This window comes from Methylobacterium sp. WL103, assembly GCF_008039885.1.
In the GTDB taxonomy this organism is placed as follows: domain Bacteria; phylum Pseudomonadota; class Alphaproteobacteria; order Rhizobiales; family Beijerinckiaceae; genus Methylobacterium; species Methylobacterium cerastii.
This window is the reverse complement of the sequence record NZ_VRUX01001182.1, coordinates 1-639: the sequence shown is the minus strand read 5'-3', so window position 1 is coordinate 639 and position 639 is coordinate 1. Positions and strand designations below refer to the sequence as shown.

Annotated in this window: 1 protein-coding gene and 1 pseudogene; both read left to right on the top strand. The window is 73.6% G+C overall.

From position 1 onward, the window contains the following. Positions 1-190 (top strand): annotated as a pseudogene (locus tag FV222_RS30805) (hypothetical protein); the annotation flags it as partial. A gap of 27 nt (positions 191-217) precedes the next feature. Continuing rightward, on the top strand, positions 218-639 hold a 422-nt coding region (locus tag FV222_RS28500), incomplete at its 3' end, for an ATP-binding cassette domain-containing protein (RefSeq protein WP_147816469.1).

The window sequence follows — 639 nt, the reverse complement described above, 5'->3', positions numbered from 1 at the left end:
GGCCGCAACCGGTGCGACCGTGCCTCGGCCCGCCGGCGCCCAGCCCACGAGCGAGGCCCGCAAGGAGTCGGCGATGAAGGCGGCGAATCAGGCCGAGATGCTCAAGGCGCAGAAGGCGTCCGCCGCCCGCGACAAGGCCTGGGACACGCGCACCCGCGCCTCGATGTCCTCGATCTGCAAGGGCTGCTGAGCGGCGCGCCGAGGCGTCGCACCGGCCGTGATCCGCTTCGAGGGCGTCTCCAAGCACTTCCCCGGGGCGCCAGGCCCCGCCGTCGACCGGCTCGACCTGACGATCCCCGAGGGCAGCACCTCCGTGCTGATCGGGCCTTCGGGCTGCGGCAAGTCGACGACGCTGCGGCTGGTCAACCGGCTGATCGACCCGGATGCCGGGCGCATCACCCTCGGTGGGCGCGATGTCGCGACCACGGACCCGATCGCCCTGCGCCGCGGCATCGGCTACGTGCTGCAGGGGGTTGGCCTGTTTCCCCATCGCAGCGTCGCCGAGAACGTCGCCACCGTCCCCGGCTTGCTGGGCTGGCCGAAGGCGCGGATCGCCGGCCGCGTCGACGCGATGCTCGATCTCGTCGGCCTCGATCCGGCGACCTATCGCGACCGCCGCCCGGACGCGCTCTCCGGCGG